Origin of the sequence: Acinetobacter sp. S4397-1 (assembly GCF_024129285.1) — a bacterium.
In the GTDB taxonomy this organism is placed as follows: Bacteria; Pseudomonadota; Gammaproteobacteria; order Pseudomonadales; family Moraxellaceae; genus Acinetobacter; species Acinetobacter lwoffii_C.
Genome location: NZ_JAMXXZ010000039.1, coordinates 1 through 16,220 on the forward strand (window position 1 = coordinate 1; position 16,220 = coordinate 16,220).

The 16,220-nt window shown below is 42.2% G+C and carries 11 protein-coding genes and 2 pseudogenes; 7 read left to right on the forward strand and 6 right to left on the reverse strand.

What is annotated here, in order from left to right:
* Nucleotides 1-226: 226 nt before the first annotated feature.
* Nucleotides 227-358, forward strand: a pseudogene (locus tag NI467_RS13130) (peroxidase); the annotation flags it as partial.
* 28 nt (nt 359-386) lie between these two features.
* On the opposite strand, the gene NI467_RS13135 reads toward NI467_RS13130, so the two are convergent.
* From NI467_RS13135 to NI467_RS13145, 3 genes are read right to left on the reverse strand one after another with little or no spacing between them, the layout of a single operon-like run.
* Entirely contained in the window at nt 387-1,271 is an 885-nt protein-coding gene (locus NI467_RS13135; protein WP_253153353.1) for a hypothetical protein, read from the reverse strand.
* Between the two features lie 19 nt (nt 1,272-1,290).
* Nucleotides 1,291-3,510 (reverse strand): LysM peptidoglycan-binding domain-containing protein, encoded by a 2,220-nt coding sequence (locus tag NI467_RS13140; RefSeq protein ID WP_253153354.1) that lies wholly within the window; start codon nt 3,508-3,510, stop codon nt 1,291-1,293.
* A gap of 9 nt (nt 3,511-3,519) precedes the next feature.
* A complete protein-coding gene (locus tag NI467_RS13145) occupies nt 3,520-6,321 on the reverse strand; it encodes a type VI secretion system Vgr family protein (RefSeq protein WP_253153355.1) in 2,802 nt (933 codons plus the stop codon).
* A gap of 275 nt (nt 6,322-6,596) precedes the next feature.
* Between NI467_RS13145 and NI467_RS13150 the strand changes: the two genes are divergently transcribed.
* Nucleotides 6,597-7,751, forward strand: a complete 1,155-nt coding sequence (locus NI467_RS13150) for a methionine aminotransferase (protein WP_253153356.1) — start codon at nt 6,597-6,599, stop codon at nt 7,749-7,751.
* Between the two features lie 101 nt (nt 7,752-7,852).
* Nucleotides 7,853-9,217, forward strand: a complete 1,365-nt coding sequence (locus NI467_RS13155; RefSeq protein ID WP_151205197.1) for an MATE family efflux transporter — start codon at nt 7,853-7,855, stop codon at nt 9,215-9,217.
* Nucleotides 9,218-9,438: 221 nt separating this feature from the next.
* Here NI467_RS13155 and NI467_RS13160 read toward each other — a convergent pair whose 3' ends face one another.
* Nucleotides 9,439-10,287: an SDR family oxidoreductase gene (locus NI467_RS13160; protein WP_253153357.1), complete on the reverse strand. Its 849-nt coding sequence runs from the start codon at nt 10,285-10,287 to the stop codon at nt 9,439-9,441.
* A 219-nt stretch (nt 10,288-10,506) separates the two neighbouring features.
* Here NI467_RS13160 and NI467_RS13165 point away from each other — a divergent pair, with 219 nt between their 5' ends.
* The 3 genes from NI467_RS13165 (at nt 10,507) to phoR (ending at nt 13,547) form a co-directional block, all read left to right on the forward strand.
* The gene (locus NI467_RS13165) at nt 10,507-11,193 is read left to right on the forward strand and encodes a TetR/AcrR family transcriptional regulator (RefSeq protein ID WP_151205195.1); all 687 of its coding nucleotides are present in this window, start codon (nt 10,507-10,509) and stop codon (nt 11,191-11,193) included.
* A gap of 260 nt (nt 11,194-11,453) precedes the next feature.
* Nucleotides 11,454-12,164, forward strand: coding sequence for a phosphate regulon transcriptional regulator PhoB (gene phoB / locus NI467_RS13170; RefSeq protein WP_151205194.1), 711 nt, complete (start codon nt 11,454-11,456; stop codon nt 12,162-12,164).
* A gap of 24 nt (nt 12,165-12,188) precedes the next feature.
* Nucleotides 12,189-13,547, forward strand: coding sequence for a phosphate regulon sensor histidine kinase PhoR (gene phoR, locus NI467_RS13175; protein ID WP_151205193.1), 1,359 nt, complete (start codon nt 12,189-12,191; stop codon nt 13,545-13,547).
* A gap of 48 nt (nt 13,548-13,595) precedes the next feature.
* On the opposite strand, the gene NI467_RS13180 is transcribed toward phoR, so the two are convergent.
* Complete coding sequence (locus NI467_RS13180) at nt 13,596-14,246, reverse strand: glutathione S-transferase family protein (protein WP_253153358.1); 651 nt, start codon at nt 14,244-14,246, stop codon at nt 13,596-13,598.
* Nucleotides 14,247-14,407: 161 nt separating this feature from the next.
* Nucleotides 14,408-15,355, reverse strand: coding sequence for a pirin family protein (locus tag NI467_RS13185; RefSeq protein WP_253153359.1), 948 nt, complete (start codon nt 15,353-15,355; stop codon nt 14,408-14,410).
* Between the two features lie 505 nt (nt 15,356-15,860).
* On the opposite strand from NI467_RS13185, the pseudogene NI467_RS13190 reads away from it, so the two are divergent.
* Nucleotides 15,861-16,130, forward strand: a pseudogene (locus tag NI467_RS13190) (GGDEF domain-containing protein); the annotation flags it as partial.
* Nucleotides 16,131-16,220 lie beyond the last annotated feature (90 nt).

The window sequence follows — 16,220 nt, forward strand, 5'->3', positions numbered from 1 at the left end:
GCGGTCTGCCTTTGGCAGGGACATGTTTCTTCAATTGCTCAACCATTAAATCAAAGGTTGACCATGAGATGCCGGTGTATCGCTTGAACTGTGTTTCAGAAAGCTTCTTTGAATCGATGTATTTTATCCGCAGATTATGCAGGAATATTGAAGGTTTTTCGGTACAAATAAGCAGCAAAAAAAGTAGATCGTTTTTTGATTTATGGAAGAGATCTATTACTAATGCATGTTAGAGCGCATATTCGGTACGTCTGGCGATGGAATCCATGACCGCTTGCTACATTTTGTGACTCCAATGGATGGCACCTATTACTTTGCACCGATTGAGGAGTTGCTGGAAGAGGTGTTGGAAGGGTAAAAAAAAGCCGGCGAGAGCCGGCTTTTTTCTATAATTCTAATTTAATATTTTTCTTATTTCCTGAAGAATCGCTATAACTTAAATTAAATTGTTTATCTATAGAATAAAAATTTCCAATTCTTCTAACTTCAATATCAGGTTTTATTTTGATGAGATAATATACAGATGAAGACTCTTCATCTGTATCTTCATATTTTTCACCTATTAAATATTGAGATTTTTCTGAATAAGGTAGAAATTTAAAACCATTTAAATTCAGTTTTTTTATTTTTTCATTATTTAAAATATCTCCTATTTCTTGAAAATTTTTCTTTATTTCATCAAATCTATAGATATGATTTTCTGACTCACTAATTTTTTCACACTTATTTTGCGAATTAATTTTCAAACATTGATTAAAATAATCTGAAGAATTTGGCAACAAAATTTGTTTAAAGTTAGATAAATTTATATCTTTTATATTTTCATCAATACTTATTTTTACAAATGCATTCCCTATAATTCTAAAGCATATTTTTGAATCATTATAAGTATCCCGGTAGCTATATAAATTACCGCTAACACATAATTTCCCATTGGAACTAGTGAATTTAATTTTTGATTTTTCTTTTTCAATTTTATAATTCAAGGGATAGATAATTAATGTTTTTTGGTTCAAAGCCGCTAGTCGAATATACTTCCCATCATCAATTTCAATAACTGTATAATATTTATTATAATTTACATTTTTACCAATATTATTTTTATATAATTTTATATTATCAGCTTTACAAAAATAATTATCAATATCATAGTCAAATCCACAAGGCTGTACTTTTATTTTTGATGCCTTATTACTTTCAATTACTTTTGCATTACAGTCTCCTATACAAAAAAAAACCAAAAATAATAATATACTAATTTTGTTATTCATTCTATATCTCACCCTTATACTATTGTTGATGATATTGATTAATTTTTTCTAAAATTTCTTTAACCATTTCTGTTGATTTTTTATTAGCATGATTAGCAGTACTTTCATAAAAAGATTTAGTGCCATCTGAAACATGACCGCCACAGTTTTGGCTAATTTGATAGCCTAGTGGAGTAGCGATCGATGCCCATTCTTTTGCTGCTTCATATTGAGCATCTTCTGTATTTCCAATCCCTTTAAGAACAAAATTTCCTAGTTTAGGCCTTTTCGAAGGAATCAGGTATTCTCGAAAGACTCTTTCTTGTAGATGTTCATCAAATTTCTCATTTCCGCTTAGTTTAAGTTTTAATTTTGCCTCTCTCATAGGATCTGGAGTTATCTGATATTTACCTACCGCAAACATTCTAGAAGTATCTCTAGGAGACAAAGTATAACTTTCAATAATTTGATTAATTGTTTTATTAGTGACTGTACCTTTTGCTGGATACAAAAAGGAATGTATCACTTTATTCTTAATAGTTCCTGTATTGTATGATTCGTAATTCCCTTCACCATGTGAAATTGCAGAACCTAGTTGCTTGATCAATTCTTCTAAAGAACTGTCCTTTAAAGCTGGACTGTTCATAGGCGCAGCCGCAAGTCCAGTACATCCTAAAATTGTACTAGCCTTAGCATCTCTTCTAAATAAACTAACTAGATAATCACCATTTAAACCATTTGCAGTCTTGGAAAATAACTTATCGATTTTAAACTCATCTGAAAACTCTCTTACATCTAAATGAACCCAAGTAGTTGCTCCATGAGATAAGCGCTCTAATCCAAATCTATTATTCGACCACCCCATCGTTGCGTTTAAATATGTGCAAAACCACTCTTTTCTGACGGTATTTTCCAATTCATCTAGACTAACTACTTGACTATTTTTATTATAGATAACTATATCTATAGCTGTACCCATATGATTAGTTGTAGCTCTTCTCTTTTTTAAGTTATTATCTATACAACGGTAACCTGATGATATTTTAGCTATTTTATATCCTTTAGGATTACTTTTCTTATCAAAGTAGAACATCATTGCTTTTAACCCCCACACAAGGCTTCGATGCATCCCTTCTGATTCCTTAAGAGTTTTTTGAACTTTTACATATTTTCCTGAAATTTTCTGATAGTTTTCGAATGTAAATGTCCCGATCCGTCTCATTCCAAATCCACTACACTTACCGCATGAACATTTAAAAGAATCTATAAATTTAGCAATTCCATATTCATCACGGAACTTATCTAAAGCTGCTAAAAAACTTCCACATATTTTTCCAGTTTCAGGAACCCCCATATAATCCCGTTGAAATTGTTTTATACATTCCGCTGTTAAAGGAGTAAATTCATCTGTAGGTAATGCGCCACCAAAGCCTGCTAGCCTGATATTAACCTCTCTAATAAGTTCACTTTTGCCTTGAGATATACATTGAGGATTAGTTTTACATAAATTGGAAGTATCAGTTTTCGGTGTCCCGCCATCCTGACTGCGATCCTCTTTCATATCAATTTTTATTGCACCGGATAAAGCTTTCTTACCTTCTTCATACCATTCATTAAGCTGCTCTAATGCTTTCTTCTCATACTCTTCAACTGTATTCACAATTCCTTTATCAGCCTGTTTAGTCTCTTTTTTATTTTTCTCTGATGATTGAGACTTATTATTTTGAGAAGCATTTTTTTGAGGGTTTAGCTTTCTATCAATACTTGTATTATTTCCTGTAGCAGGCATATTAATTGGAAGTTTAATTACTTGTCCTATGCTGATTTTATTGACATCTTTTATCCCATTCAGCCTTTCGAGCACTCGGATTGTGGTGTGATACTGTTGTGCAATAGATGATAAAGTTTCACCTTTTTTAACCTTATGTGTTTTACGTTTATAACTTCCTTTATTTCCATTATTTTCTACTGTTTTTAAATCCAAGAGAATTTTAGGACTTATAACCGTAACCAGCATACGATCTTTTGCCATTATGAAGGTCTGAACTTTTTTCATACCTCCACCCAAAAGGCTTTTGACATATATATCTAAAACCGTTCCTTTGTCTCTTTGAATTTCATAAAGGCACCCCTTGGAATTGGTAGAACCCTTTACTACATGTTGACCTGTCTTACTATTTTTGACTTCATATTGAACTTTAGGAATTGGATTGCCTAACAAATCTAGAATTTGTATGGTTGCTAAAGACTTATTTGTCATTTTTATATCCTATTTATTATTCTGCTCAATCAGGTCATCAACATCATAACCTTGGACACTTAATCCCCATTCATCATTGAGCCCTACCAAAATTTCTACTTTAGAGGGATCAGCTGTAGTAATTTTTCCAGTACGACCATGCGTATCAAGCTGACCTGAAATATACGAATTAGTATCAGGAATAAAAGCTTTATAATTTATTGAACTAAAATCGGACTGCCAAAATAGATCATATATATCCAGCCTATTGCTATATAAAGCATTATTCGGAAGCTGAGGTATTTCATAAGAGACTTTAGCCCCTTCTGCAAATACATGCTGCCCTGCCTTACACTCAAATTTCCCACCTGTTACTCCAAATACACCTTTTCCATTAATTTTTAGCTGAGAACCACCGGCAGTCAGTACAATTTCTTTAGGACTAATAATTTCAATCCGATCTTCAGTCGAAATAATTTTGATTTGCTGACGGGCCATCATTTCCATTGCATCATCCTGCGCCTGAAGTTCCACCTTACCTTGTGCAGCAACTGCTTTAACACCCTCCTGCGCCGCAAATAAACTGATCTTGTCCTGTGCATGGACAATTAAAGATTTCTGGGTTGAAAAATTCATACTATCCGCAGCACTATGATTAATCTGTCTATCCGCAGAGAGGTATAAGTCCTCATTGGTCGAAATAGCAATGGAGTTCGGTGCACACAGGATCATTAAAGCCTGTTTAAAGATTTCAGCCTTGTTGTGATCTTGCTGTTCGATTTGATCCAGAAAGTTTTTCAGATGATCTAAAGCCTCCAAAGGATCAGTTTGCTGGTTTTTAGCAACGTCACTTAAGACCTGAGTATTATTTAAGCTTGATTCAAGTTGGTTTTTAGCCGAGCTGCTATTTAAGTGATTGGCATTGGCATTTTCCTGTTTATATGTTGAAAGCAGCAGACCAGCGCCGGCTCTTAGCGCTCCCCACTGGTCTGTCCTCAGCTCAAATCCTTCACCTCGACCTTCGCTACTTTCATTTTCTTTAGGATGACTTAAATTCCCCAGATTCAGCTGACTGGTCCCATGACTGCTTTGCAGCTGTGCACTAATCTGTCCAGTTGTATCATCGAAGCGAAGCTGGTTAAAACCTTGGCCATCCACTTCAGAGGAACGAATACCAGTGAGTTTTTTGGTATCGGGTAACTGACCTTTCACATCAAACATAGTTTGATGACGCTCAGCTTCGTGCAAACGTCCCACGACAAATGGGCGATCAACATTCCCATCAAAGAAGTCAATCACTACAATTTCGCCCACTCGCGGATGAAATCGTGTGCCATAACCTTCACCAGCCCATGAAGTCACTACATCTACCCAGGCAGAATCTGTGTCATCATTATTGCTGCCCGCTCCGCCATCATGCTGATGATCCTGATCACGGGTAAACAGAAAACGTACTTTGACCCGTCCCCATTCATCGACATGGATGCTCTCACCTTCGGGTCCAACGACCCTAGCACGTTGTGTATAGGCCAGCGGTTGGTGCTTAAATGGCAGATATTCTGGAACTACCGGAATGGAGCGACGGATTAAATACAATTCGTTGGCCTGCCGCTCCTCTTCCAAAGCTGTCCATGAACTGGCATGTAATAGCGACTCCAGCTGTGCCCCTATCTCTTTTGGTAAATTGTTCTGGTTATAGAAATGCTTCCCTAAAATCAGAAATTCCCGTTCATGGGCTGCATGCTGATCAATTTCCGGATGATCCTTCAACTGAAACCAATAGCCCACCTGTGCATCTCTGACGCTGCTGCTGGCCTGAAAGTATTTTGATTGCAATGCATGATATTGACCCAATTGCCTGCTCAATTTCTCCAGCTGACTATGACTGGAAGAAGTGGCCTGATCCTCTCCGTTCAGATCAGCGCTCCAAGCTGAACTAACGGTCCAGGCATCTTCCAGCGCTAATATTTCTTGCCCGTTTGGAGATTCAAATTGCTGTGTATTTAAAAAATACTGGCTTTCATCTGGTGACAGTTGCTCCGCCTGCCAACGCTGAGTCTGCACCTGTGTCGGCTTTAGACTGCGCTGAGCTGTCCAGTTGGTAATACTATCAAACACTTCAGTGGCATGACTGCGATGAAAACAGATAAAACGGCGTGCCAGAGCCTGAAAACTCTCTGCATGATCAATCAGGCGCAAAATCTGGGGCTGAATAGCAGGCTTGGAAGTTGTTAGCAGCAGTTCTTTTTCATCAATCAGCCAGTTAATTCCTTCGCTGCGCCATAAGCGGCTAAGGAATTCATAATCACTTTCATTGGACTGCATCACAAAAGGACGGATATCATATTCTGCTGACAGGCCGGTCAGGTCCAGGCTTAAACTGGCAGTAAATAAAGGACTTCTTTTTTGCCATTCTGTAAATAAAATTTCACTGATGTCACGCACACTTTTATTTAGAAATACCCGGCTATTGCGGCGTTTTTGCCATAAAGCGGTGGCATCCTGCAGACTCAGCTTATAAATCGTAAGTGCACCATCACTCTGTCCCTGGCTGGCTGCCGTAATGATGCCGCTGGTCCGAAACAACTCTCCTCGGTCAGTGACCTGATCTACAGCAACCTGCACACCCATAAACTGCTTTAAAGGCAGCGAGGGATGGGTGGATAAACATAGTAACTCTGCCTGTAATCCTTCATTTATCCAGTGCCGGCCCTCAATACGCTGAATCGCAAGCTGGGAGTGTAAAATAGGATGAGTAAATTGGATCTGCAGTGCACGTTTTTGTGGCCCCAGACCTAGTGCATCTAGCACCGTATCAATATTTTTAAGCATTTTATAATTATGTGGTGAGGTTATTTTTATCACGCTGATTGTAAAAAATAAGCCAGGCACCGTCCATCTTGGTATTTATTTCACATGATTAGGCAAACAACTTGTTCTGACTCATTGAGCTGGACTGAGCGACTGATACCCAAGCTTGTACATTTGCTTAAGATCATTTTAATTTTCTGATTATTCCTGTGCTTACTTGCTGCTACACTGACGGGAATAACATTTAATCCTCAACAGACTTTAATAATTGCATGATAAGACAAGGGGTCAGGGACATGCTCGAATTATCTTCCAAACTTCCCGATTTGGGCGTCACTATTTTTAGCACCATGTCGAATCTGGCGCAGAAACTGGGTGCCATCAACCTGTCCCAAGGCTTTCCGGATTTCCCGGCTCCGCCCCAGCTGCTGGATGCACTTAGCCGTGCGACTCGTGGGGGGTTTAATCAATATGCGCCAAGCAATGGCCTCCCCGTGCTCTGTGGTCTGGTGGCAGATCTGTACCAGCAGCGTGACCAGCTCTGCCTTGACCCTGTCAGTGAAATTACCATTACCCCCGGGGCAACCCTTGCAATTTTTTGCGCCATTCAGGCCAGTGTCCGTGCCGGTGAGGAAGTCATTATTTTTGATCCCAGCTATGACAGCTACGCGCCCAGCGTGCAACTGGCCGGTGCTCGGCCAGTGCATATTGCCTTGGAATATCCTGGCTTTTCCGTGGACTGGAACAAGGTCAAAGACGCGATCAATGACCAGACCCGCATGATCATTGTCAATACCCCACACAACCCTACGGGAACCGTGTGGACAGAACAGGATTGGCAACAGTTGATTGAATTGGTTCATGACCGGAATATTGTGATCCTGTCTGATGAAGTCTATGAACATCTGGTCTTTGACAATGTTCGCCACATTTCGGCAGCCAGCTTTCCGCAGTTACGTGAGCGCAGCTTTGTGGTGGGATCTTTTGGTAAAACCTTTCATGTCACTGGCTGGAAAACCGGTTTTTGTGTAGCGCCTCCGCCTTTGATGCAGCTATTTAGACAGATTTACCAGTTTGTCAGCTTTTGTGGTGTGACCCCGATTCAGGTTGCCCTGACAGAATATATGCAACTGCATCCCGAGCATATTCATCAGCTCTCCAGTTTTTATCAGGCCAAGCGCGATTTGTTTAATACAGAACTGGCAGGCACACGTTTTCAATGGACGCCTACTCAAGGGACATATTTCCAGAATCTGGATTATCGTGAGATTCGCCCCGATCTGGATGGCTTGTCAATGTGTCATTATCTGGCCCAGCAGCATGGCGTGGCCGCCATTCCAGTTTCTGTATTTTATAAAGATCCTCCACAAAATATACATTTGCTGCGCTTCTGTTTTGCCAAAAAAAATGAAACCCTAATTGAAGCAGCACATATTCTTGCCAAAGTTTAAAACACAGGCTGTGTCGTTACTGAAAAGCTAAGGCGTTTTGACTGCCGATCCAGCATAATTCGCTAAGATAAGTATTTGAAAAACCAAGAACAGGACCTTATATGGCGCAGCAGGCTTTAATTCAGCAAAAAAATCTGTGGAAAACCTTTCTGGTCTTTCTGTTGCCATTAATTGCGACCAATATCCTGCAAAGTCTGTCTGGTACCGTGAATACTATCTTTGTCGGGCAGATGTTGGGGGTCAACGCGATTGCTGCTGTTGCGGTGTTCTTTCCGATCCTGTTTTGTTTGATGGCTTTTGTGATCGGGCTCTCTGCCGGGTCGACCGTCCTGATTGGGCAGGCCTGGGGCGCTAAAAACCTGGAAAAAGTACACTGTGTGGTGGGCTCTACCTTATTTATGACCCTGATTGGGGGAAGTCTGATTGCACTGTTGGGGGTCATTTTTGCGGAGCAGATTTTACTTGCGCTGGGCACAGATCCTGAGGTCATGCATTTATCATTGCCCTATGTACAATGGATGCTGGCTGGCAGTCCCCTGATTTTTATTTATATTATTTATACTTCTATTTTACGTGGTGTCGGTGACAGTACCACACCACTGTTCGCTTCAGCATTAACGATTGGGATCGGTCTGGGGGTCACGCCAGTCCTGATTGCCGGCTATTTTGGTTTTCCTCGGATGGGGATTATCTCGCCTGCTATCGCTACTATTTTAGGCAATCTGGCCGTCCTGGTTTTTTTAGTGCTGTATTTAAATTATAAACAGCATCCACTGAAACTGGACTGGGCCTTAATTAAAAATATCCGCCATCAACCCCAGTTGAGCAAGATCATTTTACGGCTAGGCATTCCTACCGGAGTGCAGATGGTGACGACTTCCGTGGCAGGATTAGTGATTGTAGGACTGGTCAACCGTCATGGAGCTGAAGCAACGGCGGCCTATGGTGCGGTCAATCAGGTCCTGAACTATATCCAGTTTCCCGCTTTATCTATCGCTATCGCTGCCTCAGTCTTTGGGGCGCAGGCCATTGGTGCAGGAAAGTCGGATTTACTCAATAAAGTCACCCGAACCGCCTTAAGTATGAATATCCTGTTCACTGGCGGATTGGTAATTCTTGCTTATTTGTCTTCTAAATATCTGATGGCTCTGTTTATTACCGATCCAGCGGTGGTGGTGCTGGGTCAGCAACTCCTGTTTATTGTACTGTGGTCGATCCTGTTCTTTGGCGCCAGCGCGATTTTTGCCTCGATTATGCGTTCTAGCGGTACAGTGACGGTGCCCATGCTGATTAATATTCTGACCATTCTCGTTATTGAGGTGCCTTGTGCCTATCTGTTTAGCCAGTGGTGGGGCCTGGAGGGCATCTGGTATGCCTACGCATTGACCTTCGTAAGCTTGTGTATTTTGCAGGGTTTGTATTACCAGTTGGTCTGGAAGAAAAAAACCATTCAGGCCTTGATCTGAGGGTTTTAAAAATCAGTATGTTATTTCGTAGTTCACTTATTTTTAATATTAAAAACTGATAGATGCAGTGATGTCATCCGGTTTAAAAATTAAACCAGCTGTAACTTTCCGGCTTATAGAGAACTGGCTAATTTTCTTATCTTGTCTTCCAAATCAATTAAAATAAACCGCATCAATGAAGTTAAAAGCCCGCTTTCGCGGGCCGAGGTAGAGGAAGGTGATTAAGCTGATTTTTTGCCTTTTTTACCCAGACGCGAAGCCAGAGCAGTGACGCGCTGATAACCGGTAGGCAAGATGCGCTGGATCATATCCAGGGCCTTGGCATCATTACCGATCAGCAGACGGCGTCTGTCTTTCTGCACTGCATCCAGAATCTGGCGAGCAGCTTCTTCAGGCGGACAACGCAACAGTTTATTAAAATTACGTGCTGATTTTTCCGGATGCATCCCTAAGCTCAAAAGACTATCATTCATTTTGGCTGCATTGGCAATATTGGTGCGAATTCCACCCGGATGTACACACAGCGCGCTTACGCCGCAATTTTGCATATCCAGCTCCTGACGCAAGGATTCAGTAAAACCACGTACCGCAAACTTGGTCGCATTATAAGCAGACTGGGTAGGCTGGGCGGTCAAACCAAACAGGCTGGAAATATTGATCACATGTCCATCACCGGTTTTTTTGATCAACGGCAGGAACTCCTTGGTACCATAGACCACGCCCCAAAAATTGATTCCTACAATCCATTCCAGATCTTCATAGCTTGCACCCTCAACCGTACTGCCCAAGGCGACACCTGCATTATTAAAGATCATATTCACACTGCCATGATCCTGCTCGACCTGCTTGGCCCAAGCCTGAACTTCAGCCAGATTGGCGACATTCACTTTTTGAGTGGTGACACGGACATGATTGCCTTTCAGCAGCTCGAGTGTTTTTTCCAGCCCCTGCTCATTAACATCACTCAGTGCCAGATGACAGCCCTGCTGTGCCAGAAGTACAGCCAGCTGCTGGCCAATGCCAGAACCGGCACCGGTAATCGCTGCAACTTTATTGTTAAAATTTTTCATTGAGATTCCTTGAATTAAATACTGCCAGTCCATGACAGCCGGTATTTTTGTCTGTTCAGGATGCAGCCCATCATTTCAATATAGTTTTGACAATAAGTATTGTCAATCACTCTATAATGTCTCTACAGGCCAAGTTTCAGTCTGAAATTTCAGCATAGGTCAAATGCAGATTTGTTGATAAGATAGCCCCAACCTTTAGCGAGACTGCCACTGAAAGTTATGACCAATTCAGCTCCTTCAACCACAAAAGCACCAGCGACCCGCGCCAAAGAGCGTCAGTTTAAAGGCCTGTCGATGGCGGAGCGCCAGCAGTTACGTCGTGAAAAACTAATCGAAGCGGGTATCGAAGCTTATGGCACCCATGGCTTTTTTTCGGTGACGGTCAAAGATATCTGCAATGAAGCCAAGCTCACCGAACGCTATTTTTATGAGTCTTTTAAAAAAAGTGAGCACCTATTTCAGACCATTTTTTTACAGCTGATTGATGAGTTGCAACAAAATGTCATGCAGGCCATGCTGCAAGCCTCAGCCGATCCGCAAAACATGATTAAAGCCGGCTTGACCGCCCTGCTAACAACTTTAAAAGATAATCCACGTATGGCACGGATTATTTATATTGATGCCATGCTGGTACAGGAGCTGCATAATCAGGCCACGATTCATGAAACCATGTTGCGCTTTGACCGCATGATTCATGCCTTTGTCATGCTGATGATGCCGAACCTGAGCCGCTCTGAACAGGAGCTTTCTTTAGTATCGACCGGACTGAATGGCTATGTTACCCAGATTGCAATCCGCTGGGTCATGAGCGGCTTTAAACAGTCGATGGACGAAGTGCTGTCCTCCTGCAGTATTATTTTTCTGGCCCTGCTGGAGCATTTTGCCGAGAAAAAAGTCAAAGCCTAGTTTTTATAAAGAAATAGGTTTTTTATCTTGATCAGCTGCCACTTATTTTTAATTTTTAATTTATTTACAATAACTTAAACAAATAACCTGAGTTAAAAATGTCCGATTTCTAATTAAATTTTTATTAAAATTGTCACAAATCTTTGCGAAACTTCGGCTATTTTCCCTTTCTGCAATGATACTGTCATAATTAGTCTTTGTAATAAGCCTGTCATAAATATAAAACGGTCCACCGTTTGCATGAAATAGGGTATTGCGTTGTGAAAGATGACTACATATTAATCGTCGATGACGAACTCCCAATCAGGGAAATGATTCATACCTCTTTGGATATGGCAGGATTTCAGTGTCTGCAGGCAGAAGATGCCAAACAAGCGCATCAGATGATTGTGGATCAGCGTCCGGCTCTCATTTTACTGGACTGGATGATGCCAGGTGGAGTGAGCGGCGTAGACCTCTGCCGTCGCTTGAAACGTGATGAATCCCTGTCTGAAATTCCAGTTATCATGCTGACCGCCCGTGGTGAAGAAGATCATAAGGTACAGGGACTGGATGCCGGTGCTGATGACTACATGACCAAACCATTTTCTACACGCGAATTGGTCTCACGGATTAAAGCGGTTCTGCGCCGTGCCAATGCGCTAAGTGGAGAAAAAACCATTGATGCCAATGGTCTGGTGCTGGATCCGGTGAGCCAACGGGTGAATTTTGGCAACAAGATTCTGGAAATGGGTCCGACCGAGTACCGTTTGCTGGCATTTTTCATGACGCATCCGGAGCGCGCCTATACCCGCACCCAATTACTGGACCAGGTTTGGGGGGGTAATGTCTATATTGAAGACCGGACCATTGATGTCCATATCCGCCGCTTGCGCAAGGTCCTAGAGCCTTATGGGGCAGACCGTTTTGTGCAGACTGTACGTGGTACCGGCTACCGCTTCTCCACCCGGGCCGATGTTGCCGCTGGTTAATTTCTTTTAGGTAACCCTAGTTTTATGTATGAACCTTACCCTGTCCCCGAGCTGGCACGTGACCACAAGAAATTCCGTTACAGCAGCTTATGGGATTTTGCCAAGCAGGATTTACGCTTACTGGCATTTTTTCTGATCATTGCCGCTTTTATCGGCTTCGGGATTGGGTATTTCTGGGTTTGTCTGGTACTGGCATTTGTGGCTTTTTTTGCCACCCAGATGCGCTCCCTGTATCTGGTCAATGAGTGGATTTCAAATCGCCCCTATGATGTCCCCCCTAATATTCACGGAATCTGGGGGGCTTTGCTGTTCAATGTATATCGGGCCCAGCGTCAGGAACGTATTGTTCAGGCGGAAATGGTCGAGCTGATTGACCGGGCGCAATCCTCACTGGTGGCCTTACAAGAAGCAGTGGTGCTGATTGATGACAACCAGCAGATCGAATGGTGGAACCCGGCAGCAGAACGTCTGCTTGGCATCTCTCCGGATGATCGCCGCCGTAATATTCTTACGCTGTTACGTCAACCGATTTTTATCGAATATTACCACAATATTGATCAAGCCCCTGATGGCCTGAAAATGAGATCCTCCTTATTTGAAGATCATTATGTACAGGTCAAAATGACTCGTTTTGGTGGTGAAAGCCGCCTGCTGGTGGCTTATGATGTCACCCGAATGCATAATCTGGAGCAGATGCGCAAAGATTTTGTCGATAATATTTCGCATGAGCTGCGCACTCCACTGACGGTTTTAAGTGGATATATTGAAACCTTCACCGATCAGGAAGATATCAATCCCCGCTGGAAACGTGCCTTTGACCAGATGCAGTCTCAAACCCGACGCATGAATGCACTGGTTAATGATCTGCTCCTGCTCTCGCGTCTGGAAAATGACAAGAATATTGCCAAGAACCAGATTATTGAAATGCCAAGCTTGATGAATCAGCTGTTTGATGACGCACAGGCTTATAATGTCGATTATGGTCATACCCTGAATCTGGATATTGACAGTCATTGTGACCTGATTGGTTCCGACATGGAACTGGCCAGTGCCTTTAGTAACCTGATTACCAATGCCATCAAATATACGCCTAAGGGCGGGAGCATCACCATGGGCTGGCATGATGATGGCGAGTCGGCCTACTTTATTGTAGAAGACAATGGGATCGGGATTGATCCGAAACATTTGCCACGCCTGACCGAGCGTTTTTACCGGATCGATTCAGACCGCAGCCGGCGCACAGGTGGCACCGGTTTAGGTCTGGCAATCGTCAAACATGTGCTGATGCAGCATCAAGCCCATCTGGAAGTGGAGTCTAAAGAAAATGAAGGCTCAACCTTTAAAGTGGTTTTCCCTAAAGAACGTCTGAGCTTTCCAGAATAATCCTTACAGCCAAAGAAAAAGGTGCATATTGCACCTTTTTTTAAGTATTTAAGAGCTGATCTGTTTTTCTCTGCTCAGCGCACGCGCATAGGCTGCACGTTGTGCCACCCGTTTAAGATAGGCTTGAATGGCCGGATAACTTTGGCTTGTCCGGCTCTGCATCGCCTCCAAAGGAAAACTCATCTGAATATCGGCAAAACTGAAGTGCCCAGCAAAATAATCATGCTCGCTCAAATAACTTTCCAGAAACTGGATATGATCTTTTAAGCGGCTCTGTACAAACTGTTTCTTCACTCCATCGCAGATTTTCTTGGCTACAGGCCGAATCAGCAAAGGAGTATGTTTAGGTACAGTGGTCATCATCAGTTGCATCACCAGCAGCGGCATTAATGAACCTTCCGCATAATGCATCCAGTAACGGTACTGGGCCTTGTCGGCAGGATCTTCTGGACGAAACTGCTGCTGTTGGTCATAAGTTTCCTGTAAATATTCCAGGATCGCTGCAGATTCCGCCAGTACCTGAGCCTGATCGACCAGAATCGGCGCCTTGCCCAATGGATGGATCTGTTTTAAGGCCGGTGGCGCAGCAAGATTGGGCTGACGCTTATAGTATTTAACCTCGTAATCCAGCCCTAATTCTTCCATGGCCCACAGGATACGAAATGATCGTGATTGTTCGAGATGATGTAAAACACGCATATGAGACTCATAATTTTATTGTTCTTGCTTTTCGAGCATAGCAAAAGCTGCGTCCTGTCACTCAGTTTTTGATGACTGTGGTGACAGCTTTTCTATTTTTCCGCTTCATTTCTGGAGTTTAATTCAAAAAATGCTCCAAGTAGACTTGCAGTCTTACTGATTTATCTGGAAGGACGCATCCGGTCTGGAAAAGCCGGCGCTTCCAGGCGGGGTCCGTCATAATCGGGAATAGCGCCAAAACGGGAATGCCCTTCACTCCACTGGTCCCGTGCCATTTTTAATTCTTCAGTGGTGCGGCCAACAAAATTCCACCACAGTAAAATCGGACTTTCAAAAGGTTCTCCGCCTAATAATAGAACCCGGCCACCTGCATGAATCTGAATATCCACATGTTCCAGTCCTGGCTCCAGAATTACCATATTGTCTTCTGTCAGCTCATGTCCATTAATGCTGGCGCTGCCTTCTAAGGCCATAAAGCCATATTCAAATTTAGGATTTAAGCTGAGGCGGGCGGAGGTACTTTCTTGAGCAAACAGATCTACCCCCAGCAATTCACTATGTACTTTAACCGGTGATCTGGTATTTAAATATTCTCCAACCAGCACGGTACACTCAATCCCCTGTGCTTGTACCACAGGCAGTTGTGGATAATGGTCAAACGCAGGCGCCATATTGAGCTTGTCATCCGGCAAGGCAATCCAGAGCTGGGCGGCATGCATCTGGGTTTCAGTATCGGGAGATACTTCGGTATGAGAAATCCCATAGCCGGAAGTCATCAGATTCACCTGTTTAGGCCGGATAAGCTGCTGGCTACCGATGCTGTCATTATGCATCATGGTACCTTCGATCATCCAGGTAAAGGTTTGCAGACCGATATGCGGATGCGGTCCCACATCCAGACCACTCCCCTGAGGAAAGCTGGCAGGCCCGGCATGATCCAGAAAGCACCATGCGCCGATCATACGTTTATGCCGGCTAGGCAAGGCACGTTTAATCACAGTCCCCTGCCCAATTTCTGCCCGTCGCAGAGGAAATTCCTGAATAAACTGATTGATATATTTTTGACAGTCATCAGAATAAGACAGTTCAGTTTCTTGATTATATGACATGGTCGGGCTTACCTCAGCACCTTAAAAATATGATTTCCTTTGCCAGCTTCCTCGCAGCTACCCGCTGTATGAAGTTGCACTATTGAAACAATGTACCGCTTCTGCGTATAAAGTCTAACAACAGAAATATTTAGATACTTATTTCATGCCAAGCTATACGTCCTTTTGCTTTGATTTATTGCAGTTTTACTTTGTAAGACTATTTCTACCGTTTAATTTTTCTAACGTTCTGCAAAAAAGTAATCCGCCCCTCTTCAAAATTAGCTGCAATGAATAAAGACTTTACTCAGGTCCAGATAGTTTTATATATTTCACGTGAAACAACCCACAAAATAATAAAAAATATATAATATCAATAAGATAATTATTTTCTATATTGGATTAAAGCCTATAAATTTTGTTACTTTTTAGCAGAGAAAAATTATACAATCCTATTTTAGAAGGTTGCTTTTCATTCCAATGATTCATAATACTGCTTAGGCAAAATAATAAATGGATAATAACAATGTCATCTTCTCATGAAGATTTACATTCTCCAAAGGATGTCTATTTTCAGAATGCCAGAATGTATCAACTGCTCAAACTGGCCGAATGTGATCTGCAAAACCGTCAACTGATTGAACAGGCACTGGCAGACCGTTCTGCACGCATTCCTCCGCTATTCCGGCAATATTTTTATGATTATATGTATGCGGACAATCACCATGACTTACGTCAGGTAAACTATATGGCGCAGATTGCCTTTTTACTGTACTTCTTTGCCGATATCTTTATTAGATCTCTTTCATAAATCAAAAAACGATCTACTTTTTGCTACTTATTTGTACCAAAGAATTTTCAATATTCATGCATAATCTGCGGATGA